The 15,275-nt window shown below is 68.8% G+C and carries 12 protein-coding genes; 5 read left to right on the forward strand and 7 right to left on the reverse strand.

Annotation, left to right across the window (positions count from 1 at the left end):
* Positions 1-1,208: two-component system sensor histidine kinase NtrB (locus CON77_RS11095; protein WP_157826922.1), on the forward strand; the 1,208-nt coding region annotated here is incomplete at its 5' end.
* Positions 1,205-1,876, forward strand: a complete 672-nt coding sequence (locus tag CON77_RS11100) for a response regulator transcription factor (protein ID WP_101049205.1) — start codon at positions 1,205-1,207, stop codon at positions 1,874-1,876. The genes CON77_RS11095 and CON77_RS11100, both read left to right, overlap by 4 nt.
* 55 nt (positions 1,877-1,931) lie before the next feature.
* Here CON77_RS11100 and CON77_RS11105 read toward each other — a convergent pair whose 3' ends face one another.
* From CON77_RS11105 to CON77_RS11135, 7 genes are all read right to left on the reverse strand, one after another.
* Positions 1,932-4,127, reverse strand: a complete 2,196-nt coding sequence (locus CON77_RS11105) for an esterase-like activity of phytase family protein (RefSeq protein ID WP_101049206.1) — start codon at positions 4,125-4,127, stop codon at positions 1,932-1,934.
* A gap of 240 nt (positions 4,128-4,367) precedes the next feature.
* A complete protein-coding gene (locus CON77_RS11110) occupies positions 4,368-5,930 on the reverse strand; it encodes a methyl-accepting chemotaxis protein (protein ID WP_101049207.1) in 1,563 nt (520 codons plus the stop codon).
* 107 nt (positions 5,931-6,037) lie between these two features.
* Positions 6,038-7,819: an acyl-CoA dehydrogenase gene (locus CON77_RS11115; protein ID WP_101049208.1), complete on the reverse strand. Its 1,782-nt coding sequence runs from the start codon at positions 7,817-7,819 to the stop codon at positions 6,038-6,040.
* Between the two features lie 40 nt (positions 7,820-7,859).
* On the reverse strand, positions 7,860-8,318 hold the full coding sequence (locus CON77_RS11120; protein ID WP_101049209.1) for a MaoC family dehydratase: 459 nt from the start codon (positions 8,316-8,318) through the stop codon (positions 7,860-7,862).
* A 68-nt stretch (positions 8,319-8,386) separates the two neighbouring features.
* Positions 8,387-10,066, reverse strand: coding sequence for a cation acetate symporter (locus CON77_RS11125; protein WP_101049210.1), 1,680 nt, complete (start codon positions 10,064-10,066; stop codon positions 8,387-8,389).
* 35 nt (positions 10,067-10,101) lie between these two features.
* Positions 10,102-10,374: a DUF485 domain-containing protein gene (locus tag CON77_RS11130; RefSeq protein ID WP_101049211.1), complete on the reverse strand. Its 273-nt coding sequence runs from the start codon at positions 10,372-10,374 to the stop codon at positions 10,102-10,104.
* 40 nt (positions 10,375-10,414) lie between these two features.
* Positions 10,415-12,058: an acyl-CoA synthetase gene (locus tag CON77_RS11135; protein WP_101049212.1), complete on the reverse strand. Its 1,644-nt coding sequence runs from the start codon at positions 12,056-12,058 to the stop codon at positions 10,415-10,417.
* Between the two features lie 189 nt (positions 12,059-12,247).
* Between CON77_RS11135 and CON77_RS11140 the strand changes: the two genes are divergently transcribed.
* The 3 genes from CON77_RS11140 to CON77_RS11150 all read left to right on the forward strand — a co-directional run.
* A complete protein-coding gene (locus tag CON77_RS11140; protein WP_101049213.1) occupies positions 12,248-14,284 on the forward strand; it encodes a PAS-domain containing protein in 2,037 nt (678 codons plus the stop codon).
* Positions 14,281-15,015: a response regulator transcription factor gene (locus CON77_RS11145; protein ID WP_101049214.1), complete on the forward strand. Its 735-nt coding sequence runs from the start codon at positions 14,281-14,283 to the stop codon at positions 15,013-15,015. The genes CON77_RS11140 and CON77_RS11145 overlap by 4 nt, the downstream gene beginning before the upstream one ends.
* Positions 15,016-15,020: 5 nt before the next feature.
* Positions 15,021-15,275 (forward strand): NAD(P)/FAD-dependent oxidoreductase (locus CON77_RS11150; RefSeq protein WP_157826923.1); only part of this gene is annotated, 255 nt, incomplete at its 3' end.

Here is a 15,275-nt window from a genome sequence, read left to right on the forward strand (position 1 = left end):
GGCTGCAGGACCAACCCGCGCTGGCGCCACGGGCGTTTTTCGCCGCGGCGTTGGTGTGCCTGCTGGGCATGGCCGCCGCCCTGGCCTTCCTGTGGCGCGACGTGGCCCAGCGCCGCCGCGCCGAATCGCGCCTGCGCACCCAGATGGCCTTGCGCAGCGCCATGGAGCGCTCGGTCGCGTTGGGGCTGCGCGCCTGGGACATGGACGGCCGCCTGCTGTTCGTCAACCAGGCATTTTGTCAACTGGTGGGCTGGTCGGCGGCCGAACTGCTCGGCCGCACCGGTCCCGGCCCCCATTGGCCACCCGACCAGGGCGAGGAATGGGGACCGCCCGGCGACGCCGGCCGTGAGGGGCGGGAGGTGCGCCTGCGCCACCGCGACGGGCACGGGCTGGACGTGCTGCTGCACACCGCGCCCCTGACCCAGCCCGACGGCCGCCAGATCGGCTGGATCGGTTCGGTGCTCGACATCACTGAGCGCAAGCGCATCGAACGCCTGGCGGCGCAGCAACAGGAGCAGCTCGAAGCCAGCGGCCGATTGGTGGTGGTGGGCGAGGTGGCGTCCACCCTGGCGCACGAATTGAACCAGCCTCTGGGGGCCCTGAGCAGCTTCGCCACCGGCCTGCTCAACCGCCTGCAGGCCGGGCGCATCGGCGCCGACGAAATCGTGCCGGTGGTCGAGCGCATGGCGCGCATGGCCGACAAGGCCGGCCGGGTGATCCAGCGCGTCAATGCCTTCGCCCGGCGCCAGGAGATGACGCGCCAGCCGCTGGCGCTCAACGGCTTTGTGCGCCGCGTGGTCGCGCAGGTGCACGGCCCCGAGGGCGTGGCCCTGGCGCTGAAACCGCCGGCCACCGACCCGGTGCTGCCGGCCGACGCCCTGCTGCTGGAGCACGCGCTGCACAACCTGGTGCTGAACGCGCTGGAGTGGGCCGGTCAGGGGCCGAGCGGGCCGGCACGGGTGCGGGTGTCCTGGTGGGCGACCGAGGCCGAAGCCGCCGTGCGCGTCGAAGACAGCGGCCCCGGCGTGCCGCCCGAGCAACACGCCCAGGTGTTCGAGGCCTTCCACAGCCGCAAGCCCGGGGGCATGGGCATGGGGCTGGCCATTTGCCGTTCCATCGTGGAGGCGCACCACGGCCGCATCGAAGTGGGCCGCAGTGCCACGCTGGGCGGGGCACAATTCACCCTGTGGCTGCCACTGAACCCATGACCCCCACCGTGCACATCGTCGATGACGACGCGGACTTCCGCGACGGCCTGGCCTGGCTGCTCGACTCCCGCGGCCTGCCGGTGCGGGCCTGGTCGGGCGGTGACGCCTTCCTGCAGGCCATGCGCCAGCCCCAGGGCGACGGCTGGCCCTGCTGCGTGGTGTTGCTCGACATCCGCATGGAACCCTTGTCCGGCTTGGCCACCTTCGAGCAGCTCAAGGCCCTGGGCTGGCCCTGGCCGGTGCTGTTCCTGACCGGGCATGGCGATGTGGGCATGGCCGTGGCGGCGGTGAAAAACGGCGCCTGGGATTTTCTGGAAAAACCCTTCCAGAACAACCTGCTGGTGGACCGGGTGGCCAAGGCGCAGCGGGCCGCGCTGGCGCTGCAGGCCGATGCTGGCGAACGCCTGCGTTTCCAGAAAGCCGTGGCCGCGCTGAGTACCCGCGAGCGTGAGGTGCTGGCCGAGCTGCTGCAGGGCCATTACAACAAGAACATCGCCGACCACCTGGGCATCACCCAGCGCACCGTCGAATTCCACCGCGCCAATATTTTCGAGAAGCTGCAGGTGCAGTCCGCGGTGGAACTGGCCCACCGGGTGGGGCTGTACGGTCTGCTGCCGCAGACCGCCCACACGAACCTGGGGCCGGGCACCCCGCCAGCGCTCCCCTGACCCGCGTCACCCGCCTGGCCACCAGCCGCGGGCTGGCGGGCCCCGTCGCCGGGCGTCAGCGCAGCCGGCCCAGGCGCAGGAACTGGGTTTCGCCGTTGGAGCCGTCCACACCGTCGTTGTCGGTGATGACGAAGACCTGGCCCTGCCCGTCCACCGCCAGGCTTTCCACCTTGTCCAGCACGGTGCCCCGGGCCTGCTGCAGCGCCGGCACCAGGTTGTGCACCAGGCGCTTGCTCAGCACGGGCACCTGGGCCGCGCCCGGTTGCGCCGGCGTCAGTCCGGCCACCGAGAAGGCCTGCAGCGTTTTGAAGGACGCGTCGCCGAACTGGTTGTCGCGCTCGATCACCCAGAAGGTGTCGGGCCCGACTGCGGTGATCTCCGACATCCCGACCCAGCCGTCGCGCGCCTGGGTGGGCGTCAAGGGGTAGTGGTACACGCCCCAGGCCCCGGTGGCCGGCTGGTAGCGCAGGATCTTGGCGTGGCCTTTGGGGTCGTCCTTCCATTCGCGCTGCACCGCGAGCCAGACGGTTTCGTCGCGGCCTTCGCCGGTCACCGCCACGCCTTCCAGGCCGAAGCGCACCGCGGCGCGGCGCAGCACCTCGGGCAGTTTCACGGTTTCCTGCACCGCGCCCTGGGCGTCCACCCGCACCAGCAGGTCGTCCAAGGCGCCGCTTTTCTTGCCCGGGTCCCCTTCGGAGGCGATCCAGAAGCCGCCGTCGGCCCGCTGGGCGATGCCCTCGGCGTCCAGGGCCAGGGGCTGGCCGTTCTGCGTCACGGTCAGGGCCCGGCGGATCAGCGCGGGCGTGACCTGGGTGTCGATCTGCAGCAGCCGGGTCTGGCTGTAGGCGCTGTCGGTCACGGCCCACAGCTGGCCGGGGGCGCGGCGGTCGGCCACGGCGCCCGAAATCGCGCCCCAGGGGATGGGCGTGCCGTCGGCGGCGTCGGCCGAGACCAGTGTCGGGTAGGCGGCGGGCCCAGGGCCACGGCGGTAGATGCTCAGACCGGAGCGCGCCGCACCATCGGTTTCCGAGGCAACCACGAACAGATCGCGCTGCGGAACGGCCAGCAGCCCTTCGGGTCCGGCCCCGGTGGGCAGGGCTTGCAAGAACTCGGGCGTCTGGTTCGCACCGCGGTCGCGGAACACGAACACCAGCGAGGCGCGCTCGGAGCCGACGAAGAATAGCCGGTCCTGGCCGAACACGGCGGCTTCGGCGCCTTCGGGCTCGTTGCCCTTGGCGGCGGAACGGCGCTCGGGGTAGTGGCCCAGGCGCATCGCCAGGTGTTCCAGCAGGGCGCCGCTGTCGTACTCCACCGTGCCGTCCTGGCGGAAGATGGTGAAGCCGCGCGAGCCGCCGCGGTAGTCGCCTTCGTTGGCGGTCAGGAAGCGTTGCTCGTCCAGCCAGGCCACGGCGTCGGGCTCGCGGGCCACGCCTTGGAGGGTGTTCACCGGGCGGATCACGCCGTCGCGCTGGGTGTCCACACCCTGCAGGTCCACCGTGCCGGCGCTGAAGTGGCGCAGCACCCGGCGCTGGGCCACGTCCACCAGGGCCAGGTGGTTGTTTTCCTGCAGCGACACCACCGCCACACCTTGGCGGTTGACCTTGACGAACTCCGGCTCCGGGTCGTTGCCGGCCACCGCGGCCAGGCCCGATAGGCCCACGGGGTGCATGCGGGTGCAGTCTGGCAGGCCGCGTTCCAGCGGGATGATGTTGACCGAGCCACCCGGCAACTGGGGCAGGGCGCCTTTGTTCAGGGTTTCATCGCGCTGGTTTTCCAGCACCACCACCAGGTGCCGGGCCGACGCGTCCAGGGCCACCGAGTCCGGTTGCCCCTGAAGCTGGCAGCGGGCCACCACGGCACGGCTGGCCAGGTCCACCACCGCCAGTTCGCCTTGCGGGCTGAAGAAGGATTCGGTCTGGTCCACCGCCACCAGGGCGCGGCCCTGCGTCAGCACGACCGAGGTCGGTTCTCCTTTCAGGGGCACGAAGCCCGCCGGCCGGGGTTGGGTCGGGTCGCGCAGGTCCACCAGGCCCAGGCCTTTCTGTTCGCTGTCGGTGTAGGCCAGCATCTGGCCGTCGGCCGTGGCCGCGACGATTTCGGCCACCGACTTTTTGCCCGCCAATTGGGCCGGGTCGTGGTTGCTGGCCGCAGCGAAGGTGGCGATGCGCTGGAACAGGCGTGGCGCTTCTTGCGCCGAGGCGGGGAAGATCAGGGCGGCCAGGACGGCGCAGGACAAGGGGGTACGGATCATGGGCAACAGCGGTGTGTGAACAGACAAGCCCACCACTCTGCCCGGGCTCTGTGGCAGGGCTGTGACACCCGGCGCCCTGCGGGGGCAGGGCCCAGAATGCCTGGGGGTGTTCACACAAATGTCCCAATCCGTCCCCAGGCGGCGTGGTCAAACTTGTGGATAAGTCCCCGGGAATCGCCGCAATTCTTTGTTTTTCAACGGGTGGCTTGGGGGTGGTGAAAAAACAGGCAGTGCGGGCGGCTACCCCGCCTGCAGCGCGACCAGGCCCGGTGCGTCGCCCGTCCGGAAGCGTTGCACCAGCGTGGCCAGCTGGGCCGCGGCCTGCTGCAGGCTTTCCGACGCCGCGGCGCTTTCTTCCACCAGGGCGGCGTTGCGCTGCGTCATCTGGTCCAGGCCCTCCAGGGCGTGGCCGACCTGCGCCACGCCGTCCGATTGCTCCTGGTTCGCCCGCGCCATGCGCTCGATGAGCTGCGACAGCCCCAGCACCTGTTCGACGATGGCCTGCACCCGCTGGCCGGCGTCGTTGACCAGGCCGGTCCCGGTGTCCACCCGGGCCGCGCTGGCGGCGATCAAGGCCTTGATTTCCCGTGCGGCCGAGGCGCTGCGTTGCGCCAGGTTGCGCACCTCGGTGGCCACCACCGCGAAGCCCCGACCCTGTTCGCCGGCCCGGGCCGCTTCGACCGCCGCGTTCAGCGCCAGCAGGTTGGTCTGGAAGGCGATGCCGTCGATCACCGAGGTGATGTCCGAAATCTGCTGGCTGCTTTGGCTGATCGCGTTCATCGTCGCGACGACCTGGCCCATCACCTCGCCGCCACCGGTCGCCGCCAGGCGGGCCGCCTGTGCCAGGGTGGCGGCCTGCTGGGCGGTCGTGGCGTTGTGGGCCAGTGCGGACGTCAGCTCCTTCATCGCCGCGGCCGTTTCTTCCAGGTGAGCGGCCTGCTGCTCGGTGCGCTGCGACAGGTCCACGCCGCCGTTGGCGATTTCGACCGAACTGCTGGCGATGTGCTGGCTGCCCTCGCGCACCTGCCGGACGATGCCGCCCAGGCTGGACTGCATGGACATCAGCGCTCGCACCAGTTCGGCCGCTTCGTCCTGGCCGCGGGCCTGGGCGCGCGTGGTCAGGTCGCCTTCGGCCACGGTTCTGGCAATGCCCAGCGCGTCGCGCAGGGGCCCGGTGATCGAGCGGGTGATCGCGCGCGACAGGAAGATGCCCATCCCCAGGGCGCTCAAGGCGATGCCGAGCAGCAGGCCCACCACCCAGCGCGCGCTGCGGGCGCCCGAGGCGTGGGCCTGTTCGGCTTCCTGGAGCTTGGCCGTCAGCAGCTGGTCCAGCGCTTTTTGCAGCGGGGTGGCCAAGGGGCCCACCCGGTTCAGGTACAGCTCCTGGGCGTCGTCGTAGCGGTTCTGCGACATCGCCAGATGGGCCGGCTGCAGGCCTTCCTGCAGGTAGGCCTGGTACGCACGGTGCAAGTCGGCCCATTCCCTGGCCGTGCCCAGCTGGGTCCAGGTGGTCTGGAGCTGCTGGAGGTTGCGCTCGAATTCCTGGCTGTGCTGGGCCACGTTGTCCGAGCCCGGGTTGATCAGCATGTCCATCACCAGCACGCGGTTGCGTTGGGTCAGGTACTGGAGGGTGGACAGCTGCTGCAGCGGCATGGCCTTGTCCTGGTACAGCACGCGGCTGAGCTCGCTGAGCTGGAGCAGGAAGGCCAGTCCCAGTGCGGACAACAAGGCCATGGCCAGGAGCATGGTGCCAAAGCCCAGGGACAGGCGGGCACCGATGCCGATACGTTCAAGTCTTTTCATGAGGGGGACGCTGGTGACGGGAGTCGTTCAGGGTCCACAGCCTGGGGCCTGGCTGTGTCAGCTTCATGAAAATCACATGACGGTGGCGGGGCGCTGCCCCGCCGGGCTCAGAAGTGCCCGATCGCCATGCGGTCCACCGTGCCGCCAGCGCCCAGGATGGCGGCCGCCCAGGCCTCGGCCTGGGGCAGCAGCGCGTCGGCGTAGAAGCGGGCGGTGGTGACCTTGGCCTGGTAGAAGTCGGGGTCCTGGTCGATGCGCTCCTGGGCCACCATCAGCGCGCGGGCCATTTGCCAGCCGCACAGCACCACGCCGGCCAGGCGCAGGTAGGGCACCGCACCGGCGTACACCGCCTTGGGCTGGGTTTTGGCGTGCTGGACGATGAAGTCGATCGCCGCTTCCAGCGCGAGGCGGCCGCGCTGCAGCGCCAGGCGCATGGCCAGGGTGTCTTCGTCGGGGCGGGCCATCAGGTCCTGTTCGGTGGCGGCCACGCGGGCGCAAATGGCCTTGGCCAGTTCGCCGCCGTCGCGCACGGTCTTGCGGCCCACCAGGTCGTTGGCCTGGATGGCGGTGGTGCCTTCGTAGATGGACAGGATGCGCGCGTCGCGGTAGTGCTGGGCGGCGCCGGTTTCCTCGATGAAGCCCATGCCGCCGTGCACCTGCACGCCCAGGCTGGTGATGTCGACCGAGAGGTCGGTGGCGTGGCCCTTGACGATGGGCACCAGGAATTCGTAGAAGGCCTGCTGGCTGGCGCGCTCGGCCGCATCGGGCGCGTGGTGGGCGGCGTCGCTGGCGGCGGCGGCCACGTAGGCCAGGGCGCGGGCCGCTTCGGTCTGGGCCTTCATGGTCAAGAGCATGCGCTTGACGTCGGGGTGGTGGATGATGGCCACCGGCCCCGGCGAGCCCGCCAGGTCGCGGCTCTGCACGCGGTCTTTGGCGTAGGCCACGGCCTGCTGGTAGGCGCGGTCGGACACGGCGATGCCCTGCATGCCCACGGCGAAGCGGGCGGCGTTCATCATGATGAACATGTACTCCAGCCCGCGGTTGGGCTCGCCCACGATCTCGCCGATGGCGCCGCCGTGGTCGCCGAATTGCAGCACCGCGGTGGGGCTGGCCTTGATGCCCAGCTTGTGCTCGATGCTCACGCAGTGCGCGTCGTTGCGCGCGCCCAGCGTGCCGTCGGCATGGACCAGGAACTTGGGCACCACGAACAGGCTGATGCCCTTGACGCCGGCCGGGGCGTCGGGCAGGCGGGCCAGCACCAGGTGCACGATGTTCTCGGCCATGTCGTGCTCACCGTAGGTGATGAAGATTTTGGTGCCGAAGAGCTTGTAGCTGCCGTCGGCCTGGGGCTCGGCGCGGGTGCGCACCGCGGCCAGGTCGGAGCCGGCTTGCGGCTCGGTCAGGTTCATGGTGCCGGTCCATTGCCCCGACACCAGTTTTTCCACGTACTTGTGCTTGAGTTCGTCGCTGGCGGCGGTCAGCAGGGCTTCGATGGCGCCATCGGTCAGCATCGGGCACAGGGCGAAGGACAGGTTGGCGGCGTGCAGCATCTCGGCGCAGGCCGTGGCGATCAGTTTGGGCAGGCCCTGGCCACCGAATTCGCTGGGGTGGGCCACGCCTTGCCAGCCGCCTTCGGCGAACTGGGCAAACGCCTCCTTGAAGCCGGGGGTGGTGCGCACCTGTCCGTTGGCGAAGCTGGACGGGTCCTTGTCGCCGGCGGCGTTCAGCGGCGCCACCACGTCCTGGCAGAACTTGGCGGATTCTTCCAGCACGGCCTGGGCGGTCTCGAGGTCGTAGTCCTCGAAACCGGGCAACTGGTTTACTTGGCCGAGGCCGGCGACATCCTGCATCACGAACAGCATGTCTTTGACGGGGGCTTGGTAGCTCATGGTGGGGTCCTTGTCTGTGGAATCGGGGGTGGGTGGCCGCTCAGTGGGCCGATGCGGCGGCCGTGGCGCGCCGCGCCTGGGAGGTGGTCATCACGGTGGCCTCGCCGTCGATGACCACCAGGTCACCGACGCGGCAGACGGTGTCGAGCACCGCGCGGGCCTTGGCCAGGTCGACCGACTTGACCGTGACGGTGGCCTGGACCGTGTCGCCGGGCTTGACCGGGGCCCGAAAACGCATCTGCTGGCCCAGGTACACGGTGCCGGGGCCGGGCAGCCGGTTGGCCACGGCGGCGGAGATGACGCTGGCGGTCAGGAAGCCGTGCGCGATGCGGCCGCCGAACAGGGTGGTCTTGGCGAATGCCTCGTTGGTGTGCACCGCGTTGTTGTCGCCCGAGACGCCGGCGAAGAGCACGATGTCCGCTTCGGTGATGGTTTTGGCGAAGCTCGCGCTCATGCCGACGCGCAGGTCTTCAATGTCGTGGCCGCATTGTTCGTTCATGTCTCCTCCTCGGATGGGGGGTGTTTCTTCTGGTTCGTTCTCCGGGGGCTGTCGCCCCCGGTGGGGGGTCAGTGGTCGTGGGCAGCGGCCGCACCGAAGCCGGTTTGGGCGCGCACAAACTGGTCGTCGAAGGCGGCGATTTCCTTCATCGCCCGGTCGCTCTTGTCGGTCACCGAGAACAGCCAGGTGGCCACGAAGGCGGCGGTCATCGAGAACAGCGCCGGGTGGTCGTAGGGGAAGATGGCTTGCGCGTTGCCCAGCACCTTCACCCACACGGCCGGCGACAGCACCACCAGGCCCACCGAACTCACCAGGCCCACCAGGCCGCCGAACAGGGCGCCACGGGTGGTCAGGCCCTTCCAATACATGGACAGGATCAGCACCGGGAAGTTGACCGACGACGCCACACCGAAGGCCAGCGCCACCAGGAACAGCACGTTCTGGTCCTTGAACGCGATGCCCAGCACGATGGCGGCCAGGCCCAGGCCCACGGTGGCCAGACGGCTCACCTTCATTTCCTGGGCGCCCGACACGTTGCCCTTTTTGATGACGCGGGCGTAGAGGTCGTGCGAGATGGCCGAAGCGCCGGCCAGCGCCAGACCGGCCACCACGGCCAGGATGGTCGCGAAGGCCACGGCCGACAGGAAGCCCAGCATCACGTCGCCGCCCACGGCCTTGGCCAGGTGCATCACCGGCATGTTGCCGCCACCGATCAGCTTGCCGCCGAGCTGGCCGCCTTCAAAGAAAGCCGGGTTGGTGCCCACGATGTAGATGGCACCGGCGCCCAGTACCATGGTGACCAGGAAGAACAGGCCGATGAAACCGGTGGCAAAGAACACCGATTTGCGGGCTTCCTTGGCGTTGGGCACGGTGAAGAAGCGCATCATGATGTGCGGCAGACCGGCGGTGCCGAACAGCAGGCCCAGCGACAGCGACAGGGCCGCGACCGGGTCGGCCATCAGGGAGCCGGGCACCATCAGCTTCTCGCCCATCTTGTGCGACTCGATCGCTTTGGTGAACAGGTTGTCCAGCGACCAGCCGAATTGCGCCAGGGTCAGGCACATCAGGGTGATGCCGCCGCCCAGCAGCAGGCAGGCCTTGATGATTTGCACCCAGGTGGTGGCGGTCATGCCGCCGAAGGTCACGTAGACCATCATCAGCACGCCGACCACGGCCACGGCGGTGTTGTATTCCAGGCCGAACAGCAGCTGGATCAACTGGCCCGCCCCCACCATCTGCACGATCAGGTAGAAGCACACCACGGTCAGGGAGCCGATGGCCGCGAAGGTGCGGATGCGGTTCTGGTCGAGGCGGTAGGACGCGATGTCGGCAAAGGTGAACTTGCCCAGGTTGCGCAGGCGCTCGGCCATCAGGAACAGGATGATCGGCCAGCCGATGAAAAAGCACACGGCGTACACAAAACCGTCGTAGCCCTTGAAGAAGACCATGGAGGTCAGGCCCAGCAGGGTGGCGGCCGACATGTAATCGCCCGCGATCGCCAGACCGTTCTGGAAGCCGGTGATGCCGCCACCGCCGGTATAGAAGTCGGCGGTGGACTTGGTGCGGCCCGCGGCCCACTTGGTGATGCCCAGCGTCAGCAGCACGAAGGCCAGGAAGATGCCGATGGCCGCGACGTTCATGGGCTGCTTTTCGATCTCGCCCTCCACCGCACCACCGGCCGCCCACACCCAGGCGGGGGCCAGGGCGCCGAGCGCCAACAGGCTGTTCTTCAGCAGGGTTCCGGTCATTGGGCGGCCTCTTTCAAAATGTCGTTGTTCAGTTGCTAGAAGCGGCTGTTGGAGCGGCGGATGTAGACGCCGGTCAGCAACCAGGCGCCGATGACCAGGGCGGTGGCGATGGGCCAGCCCACGGTGATCACCGGGCTGCCCATGAACTTGGCCGAGAACAGGTCGGGCTTGAACGACACCAGGGCCACGAAGGTGTAGAACGGCACCAGCACCATCAGGGACAAGACCCAGGAATAGCGGCTGCGCTCCTGGCACAGCTGCTGGAATTTCGGATGGCTCCGAATCTTTTCGTTTTGCGTGTGGTTCACACGATCTCCTTTGCAAAGTGGGTAGGGGGTGAAACCGGCGTCACTCGATCGCGGAGGCCGACTTGGCCAGCTCGCGCAACTTGAATTTCTGGATCTTGCCGGTCGAGGTTTTGGGCAGTTCGACGAACACCACGCGCTTGGGCACCTTGAAGCGGGCCAGGTGCTGGCGGCAGTAATCGATCACGTCGGCCTCGGTGGTGTCGGCACCGGGGCGCAGCTCCACGTAGGCGCAGGGCACTTCGCCCCATTTCGGGTCGGGGATGGCGACCACCGCGGCCAGGGCCACGGCGGGGTGTTTGTAGAGCACCTCTTCCACCTCGATCGAGGAGATGTTCTCGCCGCCCGAGATGATCACGTCCTTGCTGCGGTCCTTGATCTTGACGTAGCCGTCGGGGTAGGTCACCGCCAGGTCGCCGGTGTGGAACCAGCCGCCGGCAAAGGCTTGGGCGGTGGCCTCGGGGTTTTTCAGGTAGCCCTTCATCACCACGTTGCCGCGGAAGAAGATTTCGCCCAGGGTCTCGCCGTCGGCCGGCACCGGTGCCAGGGTCTCGGGGTCGAGCACGGCCACGGCTTCCTGCAGCGGGTAGGGCACGCCCTGGCGGCCGTTGAGCTGGGCACGCTCGGCCAGCGGCAGGTCGGCCCAGTGGGCTTGCTTGGCGCAGACCGCGGCCGGGCCGTAGACCTCGGTCAGGCCATAGACGTGGGTGATCTCGAAGCCGGCCTGCTCGCAGCCTTCGATCACCGCCGCCGGTGGCGCCGCGCCCGCGATCAGGCCCTGCACGGTGTGGCCAATGCCTTCGCGCAGCGCGGCGGGGGCGTTGATCAGCATGCTGTAGACGATGGGCGCGCCGCACATGTGGGTGATGTGGTGCTCGCGGATCAGCGGGAAGATCTGCGCCGGATCGACCCGGCGCAGGCACACGCTCACGCCCGCCACCAGGGCCATGGTCCAGGGGAAGCACCAGCCGTTGCAGTGGAACATCGGCAGGGTCCACAGGTAGGTGGGGTGGTGCGGCAACTGCCACGAGATCACGTTGCTGGCGGCGTTGAGGTAGGCGCCGCGGTGGTGGGTGACCACGCCCTTGGGGTTGCCGGTGGTGCCACTGGTGTAGTTCAGGGCGATCGCGTCCCACTCGTCGGCCGGCAGCGACCAGGGGTGGGCGGGGTCGCCTTGGGCCAGCAGGGCTTCGTAGCTGGTTTCGCCCAGCCGCTTGCCTTCGGGCGCCGTGGGGTCTTCGACCTCGATCACCCAGGGGCGGGGGCCGTCGCACAGGGCCAGTGCCCGCTCGACCACGGTGGCGAATTCACGGTCGGTCAGCAGCACCTTGGCTTCGCTGTGCTGCAGCATGAAGGCGATGGCCTCGGCGTCGAGCCGGGTGTTCAGGGTGTTGAGCACCGCCCCCGCCATGGGCACGCCGAAGTGGGCTTCGAACATGGCGGGCACGTTGGGCAGCATCACCGCCACGGTGTCGCCGACGCCCACGCCGTGCGCGGCCAGGGCGCTGGCCAGGCGGCAGCAGCGTTCGTAGGTTTGGGCCCAGGTCTGGCGGCGTTCGCCGTACACCAGGGCGAGCCGCTCGGGGTAGACCCGCGCGGTGCGCTGGATGAAGCTCAGCGGCGAAAGGGCAACGAAGTTGGCCGGGTTCTTGTCCAGGCCGCTGTTGTAGGGGTTGGTGCGTGTCACATTGTCTCCGTTGCGGGGTGTGCCGCCGGGCGCGGTGGCGCTGCGGTGGCGGCCATGCGGGGGAAACCCCGATCATCCGCAAGCATCTTTGCGCCAGTCTTGTGCAAATGTGACGAATGTTTGCAGCCCGGCCGCCGGCGGTGGTCCGCTTCTAGAATGGGTGGCCATTTCCGCCCGCCCCCCCGCTGCATGAACCTCCCGGTCCCACCCGCCCCGGCCCCCGATTGCGCGCAACGACACGACGCGTTGCAGGTGGCGCTCGACCTGATCGACCAGGGCATCTCCCTGATGGATTCGGAGTTGCGTCTGGTGGCGTGGAACCAGGGTTTTTTGCGCCTGCTGGGCTTCCCGAGCGAGATGGCCTACGTCGGTGCGCCGTTCGAGAGCTTCATCCGCTACAACGCTGAACGCGGTGAATACGGCCCCGGCGACCCCGACGAGCAGGTGGCCAGCCGCGTGGCCGCTGCCCGCGCCTTCGAGGCACACGAGATCGAACGGACGCGGCCCGATGGCACCGTCCTGCGGGTGCAGGGCGTGCCGGTGCCCCGGCATGGTTTCATCAGCCTGTATTCCGACATCACCGCGCAGCGCCGTCGCGAAGCCCAGCACCGCGAACACAACGCCGGGCTGGAATCCCGGGTGCTGGAGCGCACCAACGCCTTGTTGCAGTCCAACCAGCAGCTGCGCGAGGCCTTGCAGCGCAACGAGTCGATCGCCGATTCCCTCACGCGCAGCGAATCCCGCATCCGCCTGATCACCGACTCCATCCCCGCGCTGGTGGCCTATTTCGGCAACGACCGCCGCTACCACTACGTCAACCGGGGTTATCAGGAATGGTTTGGGCTGGACCCCTCGCGGCCCGAGCGCATCAACGCGCGCGAATTTCTGGGGGCCGACACCTACGCCCGCATCCGGCCCAACGTGATGCAGGCGGTGCAGGGCGTGCCGGTCACTTTCGAGTACGAAACCCGCACCGTGCACCGGGGCCTGCGCATCGCGCGCACCAGCCTGATCCCGGAAAAGGCGCCGGACGGCAGCTTCGTGGGCTGTTTCGAGCTGACCTTCGACATCACCGACGAGCTGCTGGCCCAGTCCCGCATGGCGCAGGCGCAAAAAATGGAAGCGCTGGGACAGCTCACCGGGGGCCTGGCGCACGACTTCAACAACATCCTGACCGTGGTGCACGGCAACCTGGCGGCCTTGCTCGACAAGCCCGAGCTGCGGCCCTACGCCGCGGACTACCTGCAACCGGCGCTGGAGGCCGCCAAGCGCGGCTCGGACCTGATCCGCGGCCTGCTGTCGTTCGCGCGCAAGCAGCCCCTGAGCAGCCAGGTGGTGGACATCAACGAAAGCCTGCGCTCCACCATCGCCTGGCTGCGCAGCGTGCTGCCCGACACCCTGGTTCTGCACGCGCATACCGAACCCGAACCGGTGCCGGTGAAGGTGGACCCCAACCGCTTGCGCGACGCGCTGCTGAACCTGGCCCTGAACGCCCGTGACGCCACCGAAGGCAAGGGCCACATCACCTGCCGCAGCGCGCGGGTGGAACTGAGCGCCGAAACCGCCGAGAGCCTGCGCCTGCGCCCCGGCGCCTACGCCCAGATCTCGGTGCAGGACGACGGCGCCGGCATGGACCCCGCTACCCTGAACCGGGTGTTCGAGCCCTTTTTCAGCACCAAGGCGGCCGGCAAGGGCTCGGGGCTGGGCATGTCCATGGTCTACGGCTTTGTGCAGCAGTCCGCCGGCGCCATCGACCTGCGCAGTGCCCCCGGCGAAGGCACCACCGTTTCCATCCTGCTGCCCTTGCAAGTGGACGCCCACACCGACCCCCGCCCCGCCGAGCTCGGTCAGCCCTGGGCCGAGGTGCACGACGAGGGCGGCCTGGGCCTGGCCCTGCTGGTGGAGGACGACCCGAGCGTGCGCCGCTGGCTGCGGCGCGAGTTGCTGGATTGCGGCTACTCGGTCATCGAAGCCGAGAACGGCGACGAAGCCCGCCTGCTGATCGACCACACGCCCGACATCCGCCTGCTGCTGTCCGACGTGGTCATGCCCGGCGACACCGACGGCTTTGCCTTGGTGCGCCACGCGCAACAGCACGCCCACATCCCCCAGATCGTGTTGATGAGTGGTTTTGTGCCCAGCGGCGACGCGCCGCCCGAGGTGCCGCTGCTCAACAAACCCTTCACCCGCGCCGAGTTGCTGGACGTGCTGGCCAAAGCCCCATGAGTGCCGTGTCGTCTGCCGCCCCCAGCCCCAGCGCGCTGATTTTCGTCATCGAGGACGACAGCGGCGTGGCCCAATTGCTCACGCGCACCCTGGCGGCCTACCAGTTCGAGGTGCGGTGTTTTGCCGACGGCCGCTCCGCCCTGCGCCAGCTGACCCAGGTGCGCCCGGCCTTGTGCATCGTCGATTTGGGGTTGCCCGACATGGACGGCATCGAGCTGGTGCAGCAGCTGACCCAGCACGCCGATTGCGGCGTGCTGATCCTGACCGGGCGGGACCACCCCGTGGACCGGGTGATGGGCCTGGAACTGGGCGGCGACGACTACGTCACCAAGCCCTTTGACGCCCGCGAACTGGTGGCCCGGGTGCGCAGCATTTTGCGCCGGCGCCAGCCGTCCGCCGACGGCGGGGCCCCGCGCCAGCGCCGCCACGCCGCGTTCATGGGCTGGGGCTTCGATGGCGCGTCCAACACCCTGCGCGACCCCCAAGGGGTGGAGCATTTTCTGGGGACCGCCGAGGCCCAGGTGCTCAAGGCCTTCCTGGAGCGTCCGCACCACATCCTGACCCGCGAGCAGTTGCTGGGCCAGCACAACCTGTCGCCGCTGGACCGCAGCATCGACGTGCGCATCTCCCGCCTCCGGCGCAAGCTGGAAACCGACCCCCACAACCCCAAAATCATCAAAACCGTTTACGGCGCCGGCTACATGTTCACCGCTGCCGTCACCTGGACCTGACCCCCATGAAAACCCCCCTCACTCTCCTGGAACAACAAGGCCCGCGCGAAGCGATGGACTACGACGTGGTCGTCGTCGGTGGCGGCCCGGGTGGCCTGTCCACCGCCATCCGCTTGAAGCAACTGGCCGCCGAGCGCGGGGCCGAGATTGGCGTGTGCGTGCTGGAGAAAGGCTCCGAGCCCGGTGCCCACATCCTCTCCGGCGCCGTGATGGACCCCATCGCCCTGAGCGAGCTGTTCCCCAATTGGAAAGAACTGGGC

Source organism: Macromonas nakdongensis (assembly GCF_002837145.1).
Classification (GTDB): domain Bacteria; phylum Pseudomonadota; class Gammaproteobacteria; order Burkholderiales; family Burkholderiaceae_C; genus Macromonas_B; species Macromonas_B nakdongensis.